The 16,101-nt window shown below is 43.6% G+C and carries 19 protein-coding genes and 1 tRNA gene; 8 read left to right on the top strand and 12 right to left on the bottom strand.

The features are described 5' to 3' along the window. Positions 1 to 75: 75 nt before the first annotated feature. The 8 genes from IEW69_RS09800 to IEW69_RS09835 form a co-directional block, all read right to left on the bottom strand. Positions 76 to 552: a DDE-type integrase/transposase/recombinase gene (locus tag IEW69_RS09800; protein WP_188626677.1), complete on the bottom strand. Its 477-nt coding sequence runs from the start codon at positions 550 to 552 to the stop codon at positions 76 to 78. Beyond that, on the bottom strand, positions 549 to 845 hold the full coding sequence (locus IEW69_RS09805) for a transposase (RefSeq protein WP_188626678.1): 297 nt from the start codon (positions 843 to 845) through the stop codon (positions 549 to 551). Before IEW69_RS09805 ends, IEW69_RS09800 begins: the two co-directional genes overlap by 4 nt. A gap of 47 nt (positions 846 to 892) precedes the next feature. Then, a complete protein-coding gene (locus tag IEW69_RS09810) occupies positions 893 to 1,198 on the bottom strand; it encodes a hypothetical protein (protein WP_188626679.1) in 306 nt (101 codons plus the stop codon). Between the two features lie 130 nt (positions 1,199 to 1,328). After that, positions 1,329 to 1,413: transfer RNA gene (locus IEW69_RS09815), tRNA-Ser, on the bottom strand. Between the two features lie 96 nt (positions 1,414 to 1,509). After that, a complete protein-coding gene (locus IEW69_RS09820; RefSeq protein WP_188626680.1) occupies positions 1,510 to 2,493 on the bottom strand; it encodes a YihY/virulence factor BrkB family protein in 984 nt (327 codons plus the stop codon). A gap of 12 nt (positions 2,494 to 2,505) precedes the next feature. Next, positions 2,506 to 2,910 carry an acyl-CoA thioesterase gene (locus IEW69_RS09825; protein WP_188626681.1) on the bottom strand — a complete coding sequence of 135 codons (405 nt, stop codon included), beginning with the start codon at positions 2,908 to 2,910 and terminating at the stop codon, positions 2,506 to 2,508. A 3-nt stretch (positions 2,911 to 2,913) separates the two neighbouring features. After that, entirely contained in the window at positions 2,914 to 3,963 is a 1,050-nt protein-coding gene (gene mltG, locus IEW69_RS09830; protein ID WP_188626682.1) for an endolytic transglycosylase MltG, read from the bottom strand. 16 nt (positions 3,964 to 3,979) lie between these two features. Then, positions 3,980 to 4,750: a PASTA domain-containing protein gene (locus IEW69_RS09835; RefSeq protein ID WP_188626683.1), complete on the bottom strand. Its 771-nt coding sequence runs from the start codon at positions 4,748 to 4,750 to the stop codon at positions 3,980 to 3,982. 98 nt (positions 4,751 to 4,848) lie between these two features. On the opposite strand from IEW69_RS09835, the gene IEW69_RS09840 reads away from it, so the two are divergent. Then, on the top strand, positions 4,849 to 5,835 hold the full coding sequence (locus IEW69_RS09840; protein ID WP_188626684.1) for a D-alanine--D-alanine ligase: 987 nt from the start codon (positions 4,849 to 4,851) through the stop codon (positions 5,833 to 5,835). 15 nt (positions 5,836 to 5,850) lie between these two features. Here the strand turns inward: IEW69_RS09840 and IEW69_RS09845 are convergent, their stop codons facing one another. Then, positions 5,851 to 6,636 carry a DUF3575 domain-containing protein gene (locus IEW69_RS09845; protein ID WP_188626685.1) on the bottom strand — a complete coding sequence of 262 codons (786 nt, stop codon included), beginning with the start codon at positions 6,634 to 6,636 and terminating at the stop codon, positions 5,851 to 5,853. Positions 6,637 to 6,672: 36 nt separating this feature from the next. After that, entirely contained in the window at positions 6,673 to 7,092 is a 420-nt protein-coding gene (locus tag IEW69_RS09850) for an acyl-CoA thioesterase (protein WP_188626686.1), read from the bottom strand. A 151-nt stretch (positions 7,093 to 7,243) separates the two neighbouring features. On the opposite strand from IEW69_RS09850, the gene rpsO reads away from it, so the two are divergent. The 5 genes from rpsO (at position 7,244) to IEW69_RS09875 (ending at position 12,626) form a co-directional block, all read left to right on the top strand. Continuing rightward, a complete protein-coding gene (gene rpsO, locus IEW69_RS09855; RefSeq protein WP_188626687.1) occupies positions 7,244 to 7,522 on the top strand; it encodes a 30S ribosomal protein S15 in 279 nt (92 codons plus the stop codon). A gap of 117 nt (positions 7,523 to 7,639) precedes the next feature. Beyond that, the gene (gene pnp / locus IEW69_RS09860) at positions 7,640 to 9,778 is read left to right on the top strand and encodes a polyribonucleotide nucleotidyltransferase (RefSeq protein ID WP_188626688.1); all 2,139 of its coding nucleotides are present in this window, start codon (positions 7,640 to 7,642) and stop codon (positions 9,776 to 9,778) included. A 93-nt stretch (positions 9,779 to 9,871) separates the two neighbouring features. Beyond that, positions 9,872 to 10,543 carry a ribulose-phosphate 3-epimerase gene (gene rpe / locus IEW69_RS09865; protein ID WP_188626689.1) on the top strand — a complete coding sequence of 224 codons (672 nt, stop codon included), beginning with the start codon at positions 9,872 to 9,874 and terminating at the stop codon, positions 10,541 to 10,543. Positions 10,544 to 10,602: 59 nt separating this feature from the next. Further along, positions 10,603 to 11,673: a 3-phosphoserine/phosphohydroxythreonine transaminase gene (gene serC / locus IEW69_RS09870; protein ID WP_188626690.1), complete on the top strand. Its 1,071-nt coding sequence runs from the start codon at positions 10,603 to 10,605 to the stop codon at positions 11,671 to 11,673. 2 nt (positions 11,674 to 11,675) lie between these two features. After that, the gene (locus IEW69_RS09875; RefSeq protein WP_188626691.1) at positions 11,676 to 12,626 is read left to right on the top strand and encodes a D-2-hydroxyacid dehydrogenase; all 951 of its coding nucleotides are present in this window, start codon (positions 11,676 to 11,678) and stop codon (positions 12,624 to 12,626) included. A 23-nt stretch (positions 12,627 to 12,649) separates the two neighbouring features. Here IEW69_RS09875 and IEW69_RS09880 read toward each other — a convergent pair whose 3' ends face one another. Then, the gene (locus IEW69_RS09880; RefSeq protein ID WP_188626692.1) at positions 12,650 to 13,177 is read right to left on the bottom strand and encodes a hypothetical protein; all 528 of its coding nucleotides are present in this window, start codon (positions 13,175 to 13,177) and stop codon (positions 12,650 to 12,652) included. Positions 13,178 to 13,216: 39 nt separating this feature from the next. After that, a complete protein-coding gene (locus tag IEW69_RS09885; RefSeq protein ID WP_188626693.1) occupies positions 13,217 to 13,993 on the bottom strand; it encodes an SAM hydrolase/SAM-dependent halogenase family protein in 777 nt (258 codons plus the stop codon). A gap of 103 nt (positions 13,994 to 14,096) precedes the next feature. On the opposite strand from IEW69_RS09885, the gene IEW69_RS09890 reads away from it, so the two are divergent. Together IEW69_RS09890 and IEW69_RS09895 are read left to right on the top strand one after the other, a co-directional pair. Further along, a complete protein-coding gene (locus IEW69_RS09890) occupies positions 14,097 to 15,062 on the top strand; it encodes a PhoH family protein (RefSeq protein ID WP_188626694.1) in 966 nt (321 codons plus the stop codon). Between the two features lie 63 nt (positions 15,063 to 15,125). Continuing rightward, the gene (locus IEW69_RS09895) at positions 15,126 to 16,073 is read left to right on the top strand and encodes a phosphoribosylaminoimidazolesuccinocarboxamide synthase (RefSeq protein ID WP_188626695.1); all 948 of its coding nucleotides are present in this window, start codon (positions 15,126 to 15,128) and stop codon (positions 16,071 to 16,073) included. Positions 16,074 to 16,101: the final 28 nt, after the last annotated feature.

Raw genomic sequence — 16,101 nt, forward strand, 5'->3', positions numbered from 1 at the left:
GAGTTTACAATGCCGGGTTTTCCATGCCTTTTAATCGCATCTTCCAGTACCTGTTTGCACCATCTCGCTTCAAGACTACCAGCTTATTCCCCAACCCATGATTTTTCGGCTATACACATCTATAATGGCCGTCAGATACATAAAGCCTCTTGCCATAGGAATGTAGGTGATATCGGTACACCATACCTGATTGGCATGTGTGATCTGCAGTCCTCGAAGCAGATACGGCTTGATGAACTCACGTAATCCTGCTTTGGTCAGGTTTTTTCGGCGATAGATGGTCTCCCTGCCCATGAGCTTAAACAACCTCCGGATCCGTTTGGGGCCAATGGGATACCCACGTTCTTTCAAATAATAAACCATAGAGACTACACCCTCGGTAGGGTGCCTGATCAGGTGCTTGTCCATCAGGGTCATCATTTTTACATTTTCTGGCTTTTCTTCTACGGGGCGGTAATACAAATTACTTCTGCTGACTGTGAGTAGATCACATTGCCTGCGGACAGATAAATGCCGCCAGCCTGGACGGATATATTCCGCACGCTGCCTCATTTCCCCATTTTGGCTGAGACTTTTTTTAAAAAGTCATTCTCCACTTTCAGCTGCCCGATCTGCGCGTAAAGCTTCTCCGTATCGACTGTTTCACTCTCATCAGAGGCAGATCCTGGACGATCAAAAATACCAGGCAGCTTATCTAAAAGCTCCGACTTCCACTTGGAAATAACGATTGGACTGACATCGAACTTCTTGCCTAATTCGGCTAAAGTTTCCTGATTCTTAATGGTTTCCAAAGCCACTTTGGCTTTAAATCCAGACGTGAATTTACGCCGGGTTTGCTTGCTCATCTCTTTAGTTAAGTTAAGGATTTTCTAACTAAACAAATGGTCCTGATTTAGGGGAGTATTATATCCGTAAGATTATACTTCCACTTTAAATAATCTTGCGTGTGCTTTAGTGAAGTTTGATACCGGCATAGAGTACCCTTGCTAAACTCTTTACCCAATAAGGCTTCCACTTTCTTGTTATGTTCTTTAAATATCTTGATCAGATTTCGAGGTTTCTCAGTCTTTCCCTGGAACTTGTTGCGGATAGTTTCGGCGGTAACTATTTCATCCGCTTCGTTTAGCCAGCGGTGTGCTTCATAAACTTTGGTTTCTGGAAGTAGTAAGCTTACTAAGGTGTGGTATCCGTCCTGCATGAAGTTAGAAATCTAAACCACCAAAGCTAAAAATATAAGACCTAGTCCACAACTTTTTGACTTGACCCAAACATTGTTCGAGATAGCCCTTAAACGAAAAAAGCCCCAAATCGGGGCTTTAGTTCTTATGCGGAGAGTGGGGGATTCGAACCCGCGGACCTGTAACAGTCAACAGTTTTCAAGACTGCCGCAATCGACCACTCTGCCAACTCTCCGCGACAAAAGTACAAACTCCGGCCGGAACTGCAAATAGGGGCATGCTTTTTTTTCTGAAATGCCGCTAAGGCACTTAGAATGAGGAGGAATAAATTTTATTTATGCAGTTTATTCTCGATTTCAACGTGTTTTTTAAACGTGTTGAAGTTTGGTTTGATGATTTTTACGCTTCTTTTTGTAAGATCTATACTCGCGTTTAGCTCAAAACCCAGCAAGAGGATCAAAGAATTCAGGTATAACCAGATCATAATCACCAGTAAGGTTCCGATAGAACCGTAGATTTTATTGTATGAACCAAATTGATTGATGTAAAAGGAGAATCCCCATATTGTGAGGAAAGCAAGAATGGTTGCAAGGAATGAACCGGGGCTGAAGAACTTCCACTTTTTCGCATTTGCGGGACCATAGCGGTATAAGATGGATATTGTCACGAAATACAGAATACCCAATAGTGCCCATCGGGTGAGTTGTATGGCATAATAGGTGAGGTTACCTTTGATATGAAGTTCTGTTTTGATGTAGGTCAACGCAATTTCACCGACCGTCATCGCCCCTATGCAGATGATTACGGAGAAGGCAATGATCAGCGTAAGCACAATTGCGATGATGCGCTGCTTGAGCCAGGAACGGGTTTCTATGATCAGGGAAGACTTGTTAAATGCAACCATCAGGTAATGCACACCGTTTGTGGCGAAGATGAGTGATAGTACGAAACCCAGGGACAATAATTTACCATTCTGAATCTTTACGATCTCTTCTATTGTACTCTGGAACGCTTCGAAAGCTTTAGTTGGTAAGATCAGCGCAATGAGCGACATCAGCTGATTTTGAAAGCCATCAGGCAAAAAGGGAATCAGGGTGAACAGGAAAATGATTGCCGGGAATATCGCCAGCATGAAATTATAGGCGAGGGAAGATGCGCGATCAATCAGCGAATCTTTAGAGATCTCTTTGATGAAAAAAGCAGCAATGGTGTATACCGGAAGCGGGCTGAAACCTGGTAATACGTATACCTTCGTCCATTCTATAAACAGATGATAGATACGTATTCGTAAGAGTTGCTTATGTACCCATTCCATCTATACAAATTGCTAAAAAAACTTGATCATTCGTTCTACGAAAGCGGGTGGAGGTAGACATGGCTTTTTCTTCTCCATATCAAAAAACACAAGTGTGGTTTTTCCGATATTGATGAGCTCCTCAGCTTCATTGAAAATCTCATAGATAAACTTGATTCTGATGCCCGGCTTCTCATCAACAGTCGTTTTGATGGTGAGCTCCTGATCGTAGAACGCTGGCTTGATAAACTTGCTGTTAAGCTCCAATAAGGGCATCATAACGCCATCATTTTCCATTTCCTGGTAAGTCATGCCCAGACTTCTAAGCATCTCCACACGTCCAATTTCATAATATTGTGCGTAGTTACCATTGTAGACATAGCCCATTTGATCGGTTTCACTGTATCTGACTCTTATTTTTGTGCTGTGTGTGTACATTGCTTATCTGAAAATCTTTCTTGCGTTTAGTGCTGCCCTGTATTTGTCCGCATTTACCTCATGTTCTGCACGGGTCTTTGCAAAGTTGTGGTAACCGGAGAAATCCTCCTTGGCGCACATGAAAATGTAATCATGGTTCTCCTTGTTTAATACTGCATCAATTGCAGCGATGCTCGGCATCATGATTGGACCCGGAGGCAGGCCGCTATATTTATAGGTGTTGTATGGTGACTCTACACGCAATAATGGTCCTGTTACACGTTTTACTGTAAAATCGCCATTGGCATAAATCACTGTTGGATCTGCTTGCAATCTGATGCCCTTTGAAAGACGATTTAAATATAAGCCGGCAATGGTTGGCATTTCTTTATCGTATAAAGCTTCACCATCAACGATGGACGCCAAAATGGTCACCTGAATAGGCGTAAGTTTCAATGCCGCGGCCTTGTCTTTGCGTGCCTGCGACCAGAACTTGCTGTACTCCTGGTGCATTCTTTCCAGGAAATCTGGTGCAGCGGTATTCCAGTACATCTCATAGGTGTTTGGAATAAACATGGTGTAGAAGTTCTCTTTATTGAAGCCATATTTTTCGAACACACTTGTAGAATCCAGATAGGTAATGAAAGTAAGCGAGTCCGGCTCCAGTTGTCTGGAAAGGTATCCTGCGAAGTTCTCTTTTTTGCGTAAGCCCTGGAACTTCAGCTTAACCGGTTCCTGATTGCCGGCCTTAATCATGTTGATCAGGCTTCGGTTGTTCATGCCCTTTTTCAGGCTATACTTTCCTGGCTTCAACTTGGTATAGAGTTCCATCTTTAATGCCGCTTTCTGGAAAGCACCTACGTCATTTAAGATCTTCTTTTGCTCAACTTCCTTTAGCAGTTCTTCCATTCCAGCACCGGTACGCACATACAAGAACTTCTCGTTGTCCGTAACGTTTCCTGCGAAGTAGGTCTTGTAAAATTGCAGACCCACTACAGCGCCTACAATGGCAATGAGGAGCACGACTGCTATGATGATTTTCCTGGTAGAAAGGGTTTTCTTTTCGTTTTGCATACTTGAAAAATGGTCTCTAGAACGATTGGTTAGATAAAACAATGTTTACCGGCGTTCCGATTTTTACTTTACTTACCGAATCTGTCACGACTGGCGTTTGCATGATGATTACTGCATTTGCGGTATCCGTTACTGCGCCTTCATACGTTACCGTACCCAATGCGAGCATAGACCCTCTAAGTGCAAAACGTGCCTCGTCTATCGTTAGGCCAAGCAGTGTTGGAATCTCCACATCTTCGTTTCCGCGGCCATCACCCAATACAAGGTCAATTCTGGATCCCTTAGGAAGGGTTTGCCCGGCCTTAATCTCCTGTCCGCCAAATGAGGCACTTAATACAACATCGCGACTAACGTCTGCCTTATACGTGGTGTCACCAATTTTCAGACCATAACCTTCTAGTAGTGGCTGAACCTCACGGATGGACTTGAACTCGATATCTGGAAACTTCACGTCAGGAGCAGAGCCTTTGTTAATCGTAAGGTAAATGGTTCTGTTGTCTTTCACGAAAGTCTCTGCATCCGGATCCTGGTCAATAACAATCCCCGGTGGCTTGTCCATGATGTAAACAGAGTCTACTTCATACCTTAAACCAGCAGCTTCGAGCTTGGTTACCGCCTGTGTAAAAGACAATCCTTTAAGTGCGGGTACGCTTAAGCCCTGACCATGTTTAGTGTAATACCGCAAACTGAAGAAAGCAATGGACAGCAGCACCGCTACGGTTACGACTGCTGCAAGAAGGTTATTTCGGAAAGATTTGGTTTTAAGATAGGCTATGAATTTGCTCATTTCTGTTTGTAGATGTACATGGAAACTGGTCAAAAATAGACTAAAAAAATATTTTATAGGAATTAAAATCATTTAGGGGTACTTATTTATATTTGGCCATGAAAAAAACCATAGCATTGCTTACCGGAGGTACGACCGGTGAATGGGTAGTGTCCGTAAAGAGTGCAGCAACGATTGCGCATCACCTGGATGCAGACAAATTTGATGTCTACAAGATCATGCTTACCCAGCAAGGATGGTTTTATGAGCCTGCCGATTCTGTAAAGATTGAAGTGGATCGTAATGATTTTTCAATCATGGTTAAAGGTCGCAGGGTGATGTTTGACGGCGTCTATATCGCGATCCATGGATCTCCGGGCGAGGATGGTAAGCTGCAGGGCTATTTCGATATGTTGGGTATTCCATATACCACTTGTGACGCGCTGACTTCGGCAATTTCCATGAACAAGGGCTACACCAAAGCCATCGTTCAGAACATTGATCAACTAAACGTTGCGAAATCTGTCCAGTTGTTTAATCATACACCTTATAGTTTAGATACGATAAAATCTACCTTGAAGCTACCTTTGTTTATCAAGCCGAATAATGGCGGCAGTAGCATCGGGATGAGCAAGGTTACACACCCGTTCGATCTTAAGGATGCTATTGATAAGGCTTTTAAAGAGGACAGTCAGGTGCTTATTGAAGAGTTTATTTCTGGTCGCGAGTTTTCTGTTGGTGTGGTGAAGCTGGACGGTAAGATTACGGTGCTGCCGATCACGGAAGTGGAAACAGGGAAGGAGTTCTTCGACTTCGAAGCCAAGTACACCCCAGGCATGGCAAAGGAAACGACGCCAGCAAATCTGAGTACTGTCACCCGCGATCGCGTAGCGGAAATCGTGAAGCATGTCTATCTGGTGCTGAACTGCCGAGGCGTAGTTAGGATAGACTTCATCTTGTCTGGTGCTGAAGAGGACTTCTACTTTATTGAGGTGAACACCATCCCAGGGCAAACTGCGACAAGCTTCATCCCACAGCAGGTGGCTGCCATGGGTATGAAACTGAATGATTTTTATACAAAGCTGGTTCGCGAAACCATAGGATAGGAAATTTGGGTTCAGTTAAAGCCTGAACCCAATACATAAACCGGCACGTACGCCAGCCCAGCCGCCATCAAAATCTAGCTTAGCGCCGGTGTCCGTTACTTCATATTTGTAGTCGGTAAGCGGAATATCTAAATCGGCCAGCTGTTCACGTAGATCCTCCTGTTCAAACGTACTGAGGTTTTTAGTACCATCGATCTTCCCTTTGGAAGCCCCGAAGTTTGGACCAAGGATCCACCAGTCAAAATAGAACTTTTTCGAGAGCTGCCATTGCGAGCCGATCATGATACCGGCGGTATAGGTATTCATGCTTCCTGTAAGTGGTATGACGTCCTGAGCAACTACGCTGTTGGTTGTTGGGTCAGTGATGTCGTATATAAAAGGCATCTCAGCAGTATAGTGGCTGTACCGTACAAAAGGTGCGAGATAGAAGCCGCTGAGTGGTTGTTTACCCAGGTAATACCGGAACTCTGGCGTGATGGCAAAGCTGCCGCTTTCGAGATTGCGAACGTTGCGCCAGGTGTCATCGTCATTGATAAGAGACTCGACTGTTGATTTGAAAGGTAACCCTGACTTCGGCGTTGCCCTAAAACCAAGTGCAATTGAAGTTTTCTTGCTTATTGAACGCTCATACTGGACGGAGAAGGTCTTCAGCAGCAGTGCAGCGGCGTTAAGCTTAACGATGTTCTTCGGCTCATTTTCATAGTTTAAGATTTGCCCTGAGGTTTGAGCAAGGCTCTTTGTGCCTGTTAAGATAGCCGAGACCACTGCCGCTGCTACAAGAGATTTAATTAAATATTTCATAATTGAGGGATTTAACAAATCATGGGATGGTGGCTTTTAGATGCTGTAGGCTTTAATCATATCGGCGCTTACTTTACATCCTCTGCCCGTGTTGGTATCGATTAATACGTAATCGAAATAGCCATCAGAAGCAATCTTGCCTGTCCGGACGGCCTCAATCTCGAATTGTACCCTGCAGCCTTTTTCGTTGATGGTGAGGATTCCTGTTCTGATTTTAAGTACATCGCCCAGCAGCAGGGGCCGTTTGAAGTCAACCATTGCTGTACGCACGACCCAACCATAGCCGCTTTTCAGGAAATCTTCCATAGGCATTTTGTAGAACTTCTCCATTTGTTCGTACCTTGCTGCAAGTACATAGTCGAAGTATTTGCTGTTGTGAACATGCTGAAACATGTCGATATCATCTGGTCTAACTGTAAGCTGTGTTTCGAAGATGCTGTATTCCGTTTTTTCCATTGTAGGTATGTAAGGCTGCAAAAGTAGAATACATATTAATATTATGCCAATTATGTAGATTTATACCCGATGTTGTACTTGTTAATAAATAAAACATACGTATCTTTGTCGCTAATTAATTAAAAAATAAACACTTTAGTAACATTCAAGAATGTATTTAAGTAAAGAAGTAAAAGCCGACATCTTTAAACAACACGGCGAAGTAGCAACCAACACTGGTTCTGCTGAAGGTCAAGTAGCATTATTCACTTACCGTATTGCGCATTTGACAGAACACTTAAAGAAAAACCGTAAGGATTTTTCTACGCAGTTATCATTGCAGAAATTAGTAGGTAAACGCCGCGGAATTTTGGCTTATCTGTTTAAGAAAGATATTGCTCGCTATCGTGCTATTATCAAAGCTTTAGGGCTGAGAGATATCATTAAGTAAGAGTAATCATATCAAGAAAAGCCATTCTTCAGGAATGGCTTTTTTAATTTGAAATTATAATACCATACATAAATCCGGTGTGACATTAAAGAGGAAACACACCATAACACTTTTTAAATGAATGTAATAACAAAATCGTTCGATCTGGGCGATGGAAGAACAATCGAAATTGAAACAGGAAAGTTAGCTAAACAAGCTGACGGAGCTGTTGTTGTTAAAATGGGCGACACAATGTTGCTTGCTACTGTAGTTTCTACTGTAGGTGCTAAACACGGCGTCGACTTCTTACCATTATCTGTTGATTACCAAGAAAAATATGCTGCAGCTGGACGTATTCCAGGAGGCTTTTTACGCCGTGAGGCCAGGTTGTCTGACTACGAGGTTTTAATCTCACGTCTGGTTGACCGTGCATTGCGCCCGATGTTCCCTGAAGATTATCACTCTGATACTCAAGTGATGATCTCGTTGATCTCTGCAGATAAAAATATAACGCCGGACTGTCTTGCTGGTTTAGCAGCTTCTGCTGCGATTGCCGTATCTGACATTCCTTTTAACGGTCCGATTTCAGAAGTTCGCGTTGCTAAAATCGACGGACAACTGGTGATCAATCCTTACCTAAGCGATCTTGAGCGTGCAACGATGGAATTCCTTGTTGCAGGTACCGAGAACGACATCGTAATGGTGGAAGGTGAAGCAGATGAGATTTCTGAAGCCGAAATGGTGGAAGCTATTGAGTTCGCGCACAAAGCGATCGTTATTCAGGTTAGAGTTCAGAAAGAACTTGCTGAAGCGGTTGGCAAAACTGTTAAGCGTACTTACTCTCATGAAGATAGCAACCCTGAACTTAAGGAAAAAGTTTATGCTGCTACTTATGACAAAGTATATGCAATTGCAAAAAGCGGAACTTCGAAACACGAACGTGGTAACAAGTTTGGTGAGATCTTGATGGACTTCATCGCTACTTTAGGCGAAGACATTGATGATGTTACTGGCTTCCTTTCTAAGAAATATTTCCATGATGTACAATATGATGCCATCCGTAACCTGGTTCTTGACGAAGGAATCCGTTTAGATGGTCGTGATGTACGTACCGTTCGCCCGATTTGGAGCGAAGTTGGTTACTTACCAGCAGCGCACGGTTCTGCCGTATTTACCCGCGGTGAAACCCAATCATTAACTACTGTTACTTTAGGTTCTAAAGACGACGAGCAGATGATTGATGGTGCTTTTGTGAATGGCTACAATAAATTCTTATTGCACTACAACTTCCCTGGTTTCTCTACTGGTGAGGTTCGCCCGAACAGAGGTGCTGGTCGTCGTGAAATTGGTCACGGTAACCTGGCTATGCGTTCTTTGAAAAAGGTATTACCTGGATTAGAAGAAAACCCGTATACCATCCGTATCGTTTCTGATATTCTTGAATCAAATGGTTCTTCATCTATGGCTACTGTTTGTGCTGGTACATTGGCACTTATGGATGCTGGTATTAAAATCAAAGCACCAGTATCTGGTATTGCGATGGGCTTAATTACCGATGAGAAAACTGGTAAATACGCGATCCTTTCAGATATTCTTGGTGATGAAGATCACTTGGGAGACATGGACTTTAAAGTAACTGGTACTGAAAAAGGTATTGTTGCTTGTCAGATGGACTTAAAGATCAATGGCTTGAGATGGGAAGTATTAACAAATGCTTTAAACCAGGCTAAAGAAGCTCGTTTACACATCTTAGATGAGATGAAGAAAACGATTTCTGCACCACGTGAAGATTACAAAGCGCATGCGCCTCGTATCGTTTCACTGACCATTGATAAAGAATTCATCGGCGCGGTAATCGGGCCAGGTGGTAAAATCATTCAGGAGATGCAACGTGAAACTGGCGCTTCGATCTCTATCGAAGAGGTTGGTAACAAAGGTATCGTTGAGATCTTCGCGGATAATAAAGCTGCAATTGATGCTGCTGTAGGTCGCATCAATGCGATCGCTGCTAAACCAGAAATTGGTGCTACTTACGAAGGTAAAGTGAAATCTATCATGCCATTTGGTGCTTTCGTTGAGATCATGCCAGGTAAAGATGGTTTACTACATATTTCTGAGATTGCCTGGGAGCGTCTAGAAACTATGGACGGTGTGCTTAAAGAAGGTGATAAAGTAACTGTGAAGTTGCTTGACGTTGATAAACAAGGCAAAATGAAGCTTTCTAAGAAAGCGTTAATGCCTCGTCCACCGAAACCAGAAACAGCAGAGAAAAAATAAGTTCGAGTAACATGTTTTTGAACTGACATATGAAACCCCGCAATTGCGGGGTTTTTTATTATCCAAAAAGTTTATTTATTTATATTTACCAGCATGAAACACGTCATTGCACCATCTATTCTGTCTGCAGATTTTGCCAACTTACAACGAGATACGGAAATGATCAACGCCAGCGAAGCAGACTGGTTTCACGTAGATGTGATGGATGGCGTTTTCGTGCCAAATATATCTTACGGCTTTCCGGTGCTGGAAGCGGTTAAACGACATGCCACCAAGCCGCTAGACGTTCACCTGATGATTGTGAACCCGGATCAGTACATAGAACAGTTCGCGAAGGCTGGGGCAGACATTATCACGGTGCATTACGAGGCTTGCGTGCACCTGCATCGTACGGTGCAGGCCATCAAGGCTACGGGCTGTAAGGCAGGCGTAGCGCTTAACCCGCACACGCCTATCTCAGTGCTTACGGATATCCTTGTGGATCTGGATATGGTGCTGATCATGTCTGTAAATCCAGGTTTTGGAGGACAGCGCTTTATCCAGAATACCTATAAGAAAGTGAGTGCATTGAGAGCATTGGCCATGACCATCCACCCGGACCTGATTATTGAGGTTGATGGCGGGGTGGGCCTACAGAACATCGGGCTGCTCGCTGAAGCCGGAGCAAACGCCTTTGTCGCTGGTAGTGCCGTGTTTGCCGCTGAGTCACCTTCTAAGATGATTTCCGACCTGAAGAGCGTGTCTACTGGTTCGGTAAATATCTAATATCCGGCATGCTAGTTTACTAAATACTATATTTACATCCTTACAAACTGATATACATAATGAGACATAATTTTGGCGCAGGACCCTGCATCTTACCACAGGAAGTCTTTAAACAGGCTTCACAGGCAGTACTTGATTTTAAAGATGGCTTATCAATTCTGGAGATATCGCATAGAACGACGGAGTTTGAGGCTGTCATCGAGGAGGCCACACGTTTGGTAAAAGAACTGTTAAATGTTCCTGAAGGATATTCTGTGCTTTTCTTACAAGGTGGGGCAAGTCTGCAGTTTGCCATGGTACCAATGAACTTGTTACCTGAAGGACAATCAGCAAGCTATCTGGATACTGGTGTCTGGGCATCAAAAGCCATTAAAGAAGTTGCTACATTTGGTAAGTCGAATATCGTCGCTTCATCTAAATCGGAGAACTATACTTTCGTACCGAAAGACTTCCAGATTCCTGAAGATAGTGCATATTTCCACTGCACCTCAAACAACACGATTTATGGAACAGAAATGTTTGCTATGCCGGAAACGAATGTTCCGATTGTATGTGATATGTCTTCAGACATTCTAAGCCGCCAGATTGATGTTTCCAAGTTCGGATTGATCTACGCTGGTGCGCAAAAGAACATTGGCCCGGCAGGCGTAACTGTAGTCGTGGTTAAAGACGATATACTGGGTAAAAGCGGCCGTAAGATACCATCTATGTTGGATTATAAAGTTCATATTGACGCTGGTTCCTTGTACAATACGCCTCCGGTATTTTCAATCTACGTTGCCATGCTGAACCTGAGATGGTTGAAGTCTAAAGGCGGCGTTGCGGAAATTGAGAAAGAGAACATTGCTAAAGCACAGGCATTGTATACAGAGATTGATCGTAATCACTTGTTCAAAGGCACTTGTAGCGTAGAGGACCGTTCCAGAATGAATATTTGCTTCGTGATGAATAATCCGGAGCTGGAAAAACCCTTCCTGAAATTCGTAGAGGAGAATGGGGTAGAAGGTCTGAAAGGACATAGAAGTGTCGGCGGTTTCCGTGCTTCAATTTATAACGCGCTGCCAATTACCAGTGTACACCACCTAATAGATTTAATGCAAACCTTTGCAGAAAAACATCCAAACCAATAATAATGATTAGAATACTTGCGAATGATGGGATTGACCCAACCGGTAAAGCTTTACTGGAACAAGCCGGATACGTTGTAGATACAGAGACTGTTCCTCAGGATAAATTGATTGAAGCACTTCAGCAGTACGATGCGATTACCGTAAGAAGTGCGACTAAAGTTAGACAGGATGTGATTGATGCTTGTCCAAACCTGAGGCTTATTGGCCGCGGGGGTGTTGGAATGGATAACATTGATGTTGAATATGCGCGCAGTAAGGGCGTAGCGGTAGTGAACACGCCAGCTGCTTCTTCGCTATCTGTTGCAGAACTGGTCTTCGCACACCTATTTACAGGTGTACGTTTCTTGCAGGACGCAAACCGCAAAATGCCTGCAGAAGGTGCAACTGCCTTCAATAAGCTTAAGAAAGCTTACGCACCTGGCATTGAACTTAAAGGGAAAACCTTAGGGGTAATCGGCTTCGGCAGAATCGGCCGTGAGGCTGCAACAATTGCACTTCGTCTGGGCATGAAAGTACTTGCGTACGACTTACACCCATTTGCTGTGAACATAAAGCTGGACTTCCAGGGGGATATATCTGTTGACATTCCTGTTGAGACGGTGACTTTCGATGATGTGATTCAACATAGTGATTTCATCACCTTGCACACACCTTTTGCAGCGCAACCGATATTAGGCGCGGCTGAATTTGCGAAGATGAAACACGGTGTTGGTATTGTGAATTGTTCCAGAGGTGGAACGATCGATGAAGCCGCTTTAATTGAGGCTTTAGAGGCTGGTCAGGTTGGTTTCGCAGGATTAGATGTCTTTGACAATGAACCTACACCACAAGCTGCTATTCTGCAACATCCAAAGATATCACTAACCCCGCATATTGGCGCCTCTACAAACGAAGCACAAGAGCGGATTGGTACCGAACTTGCCAACTTGATCATCGAACATTTCAGCAAATAGATCCGGTAAAAAATAAGGAACGCCTAAGCGTTCCTTATTTTTTTGAGTAATGCCATCTTGGTATATATAATGTATCCTGCTGCAACGAGCAATCCCGCGAGTAACAGGATGACGTAAAAGGAGGTATTCCCAGATTCCTTTTCCTGCGCATTAAGCTGCTTCCTAAGAAGCTCGTTTTGATCCTGCAGCTTTTTGATCGCCGCCATATACGCGCTGATACGCTCACTACTCGCTTTTGCGTTACTCTGAACCTGCTGCACTTGCAGGTCTTTATATTCTAATAAGACTTTAAGTTCCTTGAAGATGTTGTTGTCATTAAGCACAATCTGACGAAGGATCTCATTGGAGTTTTTAATGTCTTTTTTGGTCTGAAATCCAAAAATCCCAGTGCGTTGATTGAGGCTTTGATCGTACTGACCAAACCTTGCGCTTCTTTCCTGTAATAAGGCGTTAATCTTGAATCGTTGTGTTTGGTAAGAATTCGTGTCCACTTGTGCTTTCACTGCGAAAGAAAGGCACATCAAGCATACAAAAAGAAAGTTTTTAATCATGTTAGGCATAATATCAAACACTATGCCTTATGCATTTTGTTAGTGAAATTCGACGCGGACGATGTCATTAAGGTGCAATCCAAGCAATCCACTGGCTTTCCCTTTGTTAATGGCAATCTCCAGATGATTACTGATGCCAAAAAGACATAGTTTTTCGCCTTCGGGTACTTCATTATAATGCCAGCTCAATTGACTGATGGTTTCGCTCTTTCTGAAGTACAGGGTGAAGTCGCGGTTACGCTGGATTCTGGTAAAAAGCTCCTTTGTAATGTTCGTGATCACATTACAGAAAGTGTCTATGTAGATTACGCTTCCTCGGATAATGTCTTTTTCAATCACCGGATGTAAAAGCATGCGTTCTTCGATGCTATCTGCAGGCACGCCGATGTCGCGCAACCGGCCGCCTTTGGCAAGATGTATGGCCGCTTTTACAAATATGTCCACGAGCGGGAAGTGCAGGTATTTTAAATCCTGCATGATGTTTAACTCAACAACTTCATCCGGTTCCTGATCAAATAGAAGGGAAAATATGCCATTATCTGCACCCACAAAATAGTGGTCCTGGTGCTTCAATGCAACGTATTTTGAACCCTCATTAAACACGGAATCTATACCTATTAAATGTACCGTTCCTTTGGGGAAATATGGATAAACATTCTTTAAAACAAAGGCTGCATAAGAGATGTTGAAGGAAGGTACTTCATGGGTCACATCAACAATATTCGCGGTAGGCATGATGCTCAGGATACTGCCTTTAAGGGCGGCCTGGTAGAAATCTTTGGAACCTAGATCCGTTGTTAAAGTGATAATGGCCATTAAAATTTGAATATTTATGCTTAATCTTGCCTATGTGGTAAAAGGCCTACAAATATTCAATTTTTAAATCAAAGTATAGACGTCTATCTTAAAAAACAATATTTTGAACGAAAAAAAACTGACATTAGAATCTGTAGATCCCGCACAATTCTGGGGTACCAATAATGAACATTATGAACTTATAAAGCTTGCATTTCCCAAGCTTAAAATTGTTGCCAGAGGTACTGATATAAAGGTGCTTGGCGATGAGAAAGAACTCCAGAATTTCGAAAACAAATTCAACCAGCTTGTTGCACATCTTGATCGATATCGTTCCTTAACTCCGGGCGATGTGGAGTCCATTTTGCTGATCAGCCGACCCGTGGAAAATGACAATTCTCCGGCATCCGACAAACCTGCTGTTGGCACCGGCGAAGTTATTGTTTTTGGCAATAGTGGGTTGATGATCAAAGCCAGAACCGCTAATCAGCGGCGCATGGTAGATAGCATCGTGAAGAATGATGTGCTGTTTGCCATTGGCCCTGCAGGAACGGGTAAAACCTACACCGCTGTTGCGCTTGCCGTCCGTGCACTGAAGAACAAGGAGGTCAAGCGGATCATTCTTACACGTCCGGCTGTAGAGGCAGGAGAGAGCCTGGGCTTTCTTCCAGGTGACCTGAAGGAAAAGGTGGATCCTTACCTTCGTCCGCTGTATGATGCGCTAGATGACATGATCCCACCGGACAAGCTTCGCCTGTACCTTGAAAACCGCACCATTGAAATCGCACCACTGGCATTCATGCGCGGCAGGACCTTAGACAATTGCTTTGTGATTCTTGATGAAGCGCAGAACTCTACGGACCTTCAATTGAAGATGTTCCTGACCCGTATGGGCCCTACAGCGAAATTCATCGTAACGGGTGACGTTACCCAGATTGATTTACCCAAAAAGCAAATGTCTGGTCTCCACAATGCCTTGCGTATTCTTGGCGACATACCAGGCATTGATATCATCTACCTGACGGGAGAGGATGTGGTCCGACACAAACTTGTAAAACGAATACTAAAAGCATACGGCGATATCCAATAAGGGTATCCCAGCATAACCGATCTCCCCGAGATCCTGATACTAATACACGCGAATAGCAAAAGAATGAAGGCAATTAAAGAAACCAATTTCCAGTTTCCAGGACAAACGAATTTTTACAAAGGTAAGGTACGGGACGTATATACGATTTCGAACCAATTTATGGCCATGGTGGTCACAGACCGGATTTCGGCATTTGATGTCGTACTTCCTGAAGCGATCCCATTCAAGGGGCAGGTGCTGAACCAAATTGCTGCAAAGTTTCTTGACGCTACGAAGGACATTGTTCCAAACTGGGTGCTGGCTGTACCAGATGAAATGGTGACCATCGGTAGAATTTGTAAGCCCTTCAAAGTGGAGATGGTTATAAGAGGGTACCTAGCCGGACACGCCTGGCGTGAATACAGCGCTGGAAGACGCCATGTATGTGGTGTTGAACTTCCGGAAGGCTTAAAGGAGAACGACAAGCTTCCTCAACCAATCATCACCCCGACCACGAAAGCTGCCGTAGGCCACGATGAGGATATTTCTAAAGCGGATATCCTGGCGAAAGGCATCGTTTCTGCGGAGGACTATGAACAACTAGAACAGTACACGCATGCCTTATTCCAACGCGGCACCGAGATAGCCGCTGCAAGCGGACTCATCCTTGTTGACACTAAATATGAATTTGGTAAGGTAGCTGATCAAATTTACCTGATCGACGAGATCCACACACCAGATTCTTCCAGGTACTTCTATGCAGAAGGTTACCAGGAAAGACAAGACAGCGGTACTGCACAAAAGCAGCTTTCTAAAGAGTTTGTACGCAAATGGCTAATTGAAAATGGCTTCCAGGGAAAAGAGGGGCAAGTCGTTCCTGAAATGACCCCTGAGATCATCCAATCCATCTCCGAAAGATACATTGAACTATATGAGCAAATCACTGGTGATAAGTTCATCAAGAATGAATCCCAGGATGTGAGCAGTAGAATAGAATCGAACATTCACGAATGTTTAAAATCACTTTTTTAAACCAACCATCATCTAAAAAACACTAAAA

Source organism: Pedobacter quisquiliarum, from assembly GCF_014642175.1.
Lineage (GTDB): Bacteria > Bacteroidota > Bacteroidia > Sphingobacteriales > Sphingobacteriaceae > Pedobacter > Pedobacter quisquiliarum.

Excerpts from the sequence above, each read along its gene's own strand:
- IEW69_RS09800 (WP_188626677.1), bottom strand. The coding sequence starts at position 552 with ATGAGGCAGCGTGCGGAATATATCCGTCCAGGCTGGCGGCATTTATCT.
- IEW69_RS09805 (WP_188626678.1), bottom strand. The coding sequence starts at position 845 with ATGAGCAAGCAAACCCGGCGTAAATTCACGTCTGGATTTAAAGCCAAA.
- IEW69_RS09810 (WP_188626679.1), bottom strand. The coding sequence starts at position 1,198 with ATGCAGGACGGATACCACACCTTAGTAAGCTTACTACTTCCAGAAACC.
- IEW69_RS09820 (WP_188626680.1), bottom strand. The coding sequence starts at position 2,493 with ATGGAATGGGTACATAAGCAACTCTTACGAATACGTATCTATCATCTG.
- IEW69_RS09825 (WP_188626681.1), bottom strand. The coding sequence starts at position 2,910 with ATGTACACACACAGCACAAAAATAAGAGTCAGATACAGTGAAACCGAT.
- mltG (WP_188626682.1), bottom strand. The coding sequence starts at position 3,963 with ATGCAAAACGAAAAGAAAACCCTTTCTACCAGGAAAATCATCATAGCA.
- IEW69_RS09835 (WP_188626683.1), bottom strand. The coding sequence starts at position 4,750 with ATGAGCAAATTCATAGCCTATCTTAAAACCAAATCTTTCCGAAATAAC.
- IEW69_RS09840 (WP_188626684.1), top strand. The coding sequence starts at position 4,849 with ATGAAAAAAACCATAGCATTGCTTACCGGAGGTACGACCGGTGAATGG.
- IEW69_RS09845 (WP_188626685.1), bottom strand. The coding sequence starts at position 6,636 with ATGAAATATTTAATTAAATCTCTTGTAGCAGCGGCAGTGGTCTCGGCT.
- IEW69_RS09850 (WP_188626686.1), bottom strand. The coding sequence starts at position 7,092 with ATGGAAAAAACGGAATACAGCATCTTCGAAACACAGCTTACAGTTAGA.
- rpsO (WP_188626687.1), top strand. The coding sequence starts at position 7,244 with ATGTATTTAAGTAAAGAAGTAAAAGCCGACATCTTTAAACAACACGGC.
- pnp (WP_188626688.1), top strand. The coding sequence starts at position 7,640 with ATGAATGTAATAACAAAATCGTTCGATCTGGGCGATGGAAGAACAATC.
- rpe (WP_188626689.1), top strand. The coding sequence starts at position 9,872 with ATGAAACACGTCATTGCACCATCTATTCTGTCTGCAGATTTTGCCAAC.
- serC (WP_188626690.1), top strand. The coding sequence starts at position 10,603 with ATGAGACATAATTTTGGCGCAGGACCCTGCATCTTACCACAGGAAGTC.
- IEW69_RS09875 (WP_188626691.1), top strand. The coding sequence starts at position 11,676 with ATGATTAGAATACTTGCGAATGATGGGATTGACCCAACCGGTAAAGCT.
- IEW69_RS09880 (WP_188626692.1), bottom strand. The coding sequence starts at position 13,177 with ATGATTAAAAACTTTCTTTTTGTATGCTTGATGTGCCTTTCTTTCGCA.
- IEW69_RS09885 (WP_188626693.1), bottom strand. The coding sequence starts at position 13,993 with ATGGCCATTATCACTTTAACAACGGATCTAGGTTCCAAAGATTTCTAC.
- IEW69_RS09895 (WP_188626695.1), top strand. The coding sequence starts at position 15,126 with ATGAAGGCAATTAAAGAAACCAATTTCCAGTTTCCAGGACAAACGAAT.